General features: G+C 35.8%; 3 protein-coding genes. All 3 read left to right on the top strand.

Annotated elements, in window-relative coordinates; genetic code table 11:
* Positions 1–486: hypothetical protein (locus MXE38_RS11855; RefSeq protein ID WP_246915336.1), on the top strand; the 486-nt coding region annotated here is incomplete at its 5' end.
* Positions 473–802 carry a hypothetical protein gene (locus MXE38_RS11850; RefSeq protein ID WP_246915333.1) on the top strand — a complete coding sequence of 110 codons (330 nt, stop codon included), beginning with the start codon at positions 473–475 and terminating at the stop codon, positions 800–802. The genes MXE38_RS11855 and MXE38_RS11850, both read left to right, overlap by 14 nt.
* A 72-nt stretch (positions 803–874) precedes the next feature.
* Positions 875–4,051 (top strand): transposase, encoded by a 3,177-nt coding sequence (locus MXE38_RS11845; RefSeq protein ID WP_246915330.1) that lies wholly within the window; start codon positions 875–877, stop codon positions 4,049–4,051.
* Positions 4,052–4,404 lie beyond the last annotated feature (353 nt).

Genomic DNA, 4,404 nt, shown 5'->3' with positions numbered 1-4,404 from the left:
ATAACCGAGTCTGATATTGCAAAGGCAATTATGGATACTGAGCAAAGCTCATATCAAATTGGTTTAAAGTTTGGGGTTGCTCCTAATGTAGTTCAACAGATAGGAGCTAATTATTTAGGTAAGCAACAATATCATATTAAAGAAGAAGCTGCTACCGAAAGGCTTAAACGTCGCATTGCCCTCATGTTAAAGGATGGCATTGATATCAACTCTATAGCTAATCTTTGTTCTATCTCAACTTTTGCTGTGCGTCAGTTAAGTGTAGATATTGAAGGGCACTTAGATGAAATAGTGCCTATAGGCATAACCTCAGTAATAGATGATGATGATGATGCTATTGCTGATAGTGACACAAGCAGTACTTTAAAGCAGGTGTCAATTAAGTATATGGGGCTTGAGTTGTCCTATACGACTGAAAACGACCCTGAACAGCATATTTTGGAGTTATGCAAGCTTTTAGTAGGAGGTAATTATGTTGCTTCCTAAAGATGGAAAGATTGTGCTGATCCATGAGCCTGTTTCTGCAAGATATGGCGCTCCAAGAATGCTGGATCTTCTGTACAGTAATTATTTTGACTTTTACTGGAACGGAGTTGAGCAACTAACAATAATCACCTTTAACGAGTCTTTAAGCATATGCAAAATCTTTAATATTGATGCTTATGGTCATACCTGCGCAACTAGAAGATTAAAGAAAGGCAGATTTAGACAAATGCTTTTTGAAGGGCGATTACCTACTACCATAAGCAGACGAGCTTTAGAAAAGCTATTAACTGAGGGCACCATATCTCTTAGTAGGTAAACATAACTAAAGCGAACACAGTTATAATAGGGAAGCATTTGCTTCCCTTTTTTTATAATTCTGGTGTTACTTATGTCCAACGAACTAAATTTTACTTTAATTGCGCAACAACTAGGTAAAACTCAAGCAGATGAGTTACAAAAACTTTTGGGCTCGGTAGAGAATAAGGAGCAAATAACTCCTATTGTTAATCTGTTCTTAGAGTCTCAAAGAAAGTTGAGTCAAGAGAACACCAGTTTAAAGCATGCTAATAGCGAAGTTAACTTAGCTTTGGAACAAAAGACTAAGGAAGCTGAATCTTTACAAAAAGATTTAAACAAGAGTGAGGAAAACCTTAAAAAACTTAATAACCAGATGGAAGCATCTGAGCATCAATTTGAACTAAAACTTCAGGAAACCCTTAATAAGATTTCTGCTCAAATTAATAGTGTTACTAACCCAAAAGAAGAAGAGTGCTTAACTCAAGCTCGCCTAACATACACTCCATCCTTAACCTGTGAAACTATATTAAAAGAGATTAAACAAGAGTTAGAGTTCCTCGCCAAGACCCGTAGTGAAGCTGTTGCTGAAGTTACAGCTCTAATGAGAAGAACCTTAAATCTTTACAGTAAGAGCGAGGTGTCTCGCAAAAAATTGCAAGTGGATGATTTGGATGAGAAATCCTTATCCTCTATTAGAGATATTGAGGAAGAGGTTATCAAGAGTGTTGAAGAAAGACTTGATCAAGGTGTTGATGTAACAAGCGACTTCCGTGAAAAAGATCCTCTTGTAAAGCAAGTAACTGAAAAGTTTAGTAAGTGCTCCAAAGTTAAAAAGTTTTTTAACTATATAAGAGATCGAGCAAAGGACGTCTTTGAATTAAAGGCAAGTCTTGGTAAGAAGTCAGAAAATAAAAACAAGTCTGACAAGAGCCATACAATCGAGTTTATGTCTCCAGATTTAAGCATGTCTGATCAAGAAAAGGTTGATTTGGTCTTATCTTGTCTTGAAGAAAGTAACAACTATGTAGTTGAAAAAGAGCTTACTACCAGTGGAGATGAGCTACAAGTCCCTTTTCTTGAAAAAGATGAACTTGAAAAAGCTAAGCAGATTGCATCTGTAGAAAATGCTGTTGCACTGGGGTCTTATGAGTTTGAAAGACTTTGTCCTCATTGCAATAAGCTTAGCACCTTTAAGATTACTTCTATTAAAAGAAATAATGAGGTCTTTCATGCTAGAGGCTTAAGTGACATCACAACTAACCTAGAGGCTGTATATAAGATTAAATGCTCTAATTGTAAGCATGATGAAGAATTATCTATAACTGATATTAATCTTCCTTTAATCTTAAGTCATTACAATGTTCCTCAGGAACAGATAAATAAAATTAATGCTATTTTTACAACTGATCCTGATAATGGCTTAAGTTTAGCTGCAAAAGTGACTAATGAGCATGAGGAAAGCCCTATACATGATTTTTCAAAAGAAGAGCAGTGTAGAGCTAAAGCTCGCTCTAAGCGCACTGTTACAGAGCTCAATCTGGATAATTATTGTAATGATGTTAAAAGTTGCGCTAAAAACAAGAGTAAGTTGCGCAATCAGCATATTAAACATGCTAATCATAAAGCAAATGAGATTCATGAACACGCTGATTGGCAGATTCTTCCTAAGACAGCAACATATAAGACACATATCCAAACAGTGCCACATGTAGATAATGATGGTAAAACTATAGAACTTAAAATTGCAGTTAGAACCATTGATCCATCTAGCTTTACTCGAGAATCTTTTGAGGCTTCTCGTCTATTTAGAGGGTGCTGTTTATCTGTTGGACTATCTACTTTAGCTGTTGCACTGCAGAGTCTTTACAGCCCAAGAAATGCGATTTATAGACTATTTGAGGCTGCTTGTAACAATGATGAATTTATCTCTAGACTAGAGTTCAACAACTATTTCAAAGCCATTGGTAGACTATTGTCAATTGTTAATGAACAGTCTAAGAAAGATATCTTAAAGAGCACAACTGTTTTATGTGACGAGACCCCAATCAAGCTTGTTACAGGTCAAGGCACTAAGCAAAAATACCTCTGGATTATTAAAACAGGAAATACCGAAAAGGCTCAGGAATGCTGTATACAATATTGTGGCACTAGAAGCGCTGTAAGCGGCCTGAACATGTTTGATATGTTCTCCGCAGAAGAGTGTTTATTTAAGTATTTACTAACTGATGGCTATGGCGCATATGACACAATACTACATGATTATAGCTATTGTGCAGAGCGTGACCCTATTATCCATTGTAGTTGTTGGGCTCATTATCGTCGTTATATATACGTATTCTTAGAATCATCAGGATTAATTGAGATATACCACGAGCTGTTACCAAAGGGTGAAGAGTTAACAAGTTTTCCTCAGAAGTTAAAAGAATATGCTAAGGAGCATAAAATGAGTGCAACTAATGTTGCCTTGTTAAGTGCCTTTTATTTAATTAACGCAATTTTTTCTAATGATGCTTCTGTAACTGATAAGTATAGTGATCTTAGCAGTGAAGCTTATCTCAATGAGCTTTATGAAGTAAGACAAAACAAGACTAGCTACTTAGTAGTCATGTTAAATAAGATCATGGAGTTTTTAACGTTTTGTCAGCACTTAATTGTGCCATCTAAAAATAATAAGACTTTTGTATCAAGTAAAATGCCGCAGTATAGCAGCAAATTGACAAGAGCAGTCTTATATTGGATGAAGGATCGCAAGCAATTAAGTGAGTTTCTTCATAATCCTCATATTGAGTGTAGTACTAATAGTGTGGAGAGATCTTTAAGGTCAACTGTTATTGCAAAGAGAGCAAGTATGACCTTTAACTCATCAGCAGGTATATCTTCTTTCGCTAATATCATGACTGTTATACAAAACTGTCGTTTAGCCAATATATCTCCTTTTGAATATATACCTTGGTATATCTACAACCTAAAATTAAGAGCTCTGGACATTGCCAACTCTGAGGAGCTTGTTGACTATGTAGATAGTATAAATAAGGAAGTTAGCGAAATTAGCGGAGAGTCTTTTGATTTTAGGAATGCTATATTTTCAATGCCAAGATCGCGTGAGATTAAAGAGTTAGTCACTAATGAGGAAAACAAGCTAGTAGAGGTCGAAAAGACCATTGATTGCTATGATAAACGCAATATTAGTGCTGCTTGGTTATCTTTCATTCCAACACAAGGTCTTACTGTAAAAGATTACGCTAAGTTAAAAAATCAAGGTTTATAAAATAAAGCCCATACCTTGCAAGCAAGGTATGGGCTATACTCTGAAGCAGCGCTTTTTGCTCCAGAAAATAAACTTGATAGAGTGCGTAACTGCTGTAATTACCTAACCGCATTATTATTACAGCATTGATGTACTAGTTAGCGTCGCTAAGATTTTTCCTATTAAGATTATTTTGTACTGCATGCAGTGCGAAAGGGGTACCCCTTGCCTAAATATCGACTTAGGGGCAGCTTACTTATATAAAACGCTAGCTATAAGCTGTTTTTCCCCCTAAATTTACATTTAGGAACCAGATATACCTGGATATTGGTTACATATTTTAGGGGATAATAGGCTTAAAAAAATAGTACCGC

The sequence above is a fragment of the Anaerobiospirillum sp. NML120448 genome (assembly GCF_023050945.1).
GTDB lineage: Bacteria > Pseudomonadota > Gammaproteobacteria > Enterobacterales > Succinivibrionaceae > Anaerobiospirillum.
Note: the sequence above shows the minus strand (reverse complement) of the source record. Positions and strands in the feature narration are given on the sequence as shown.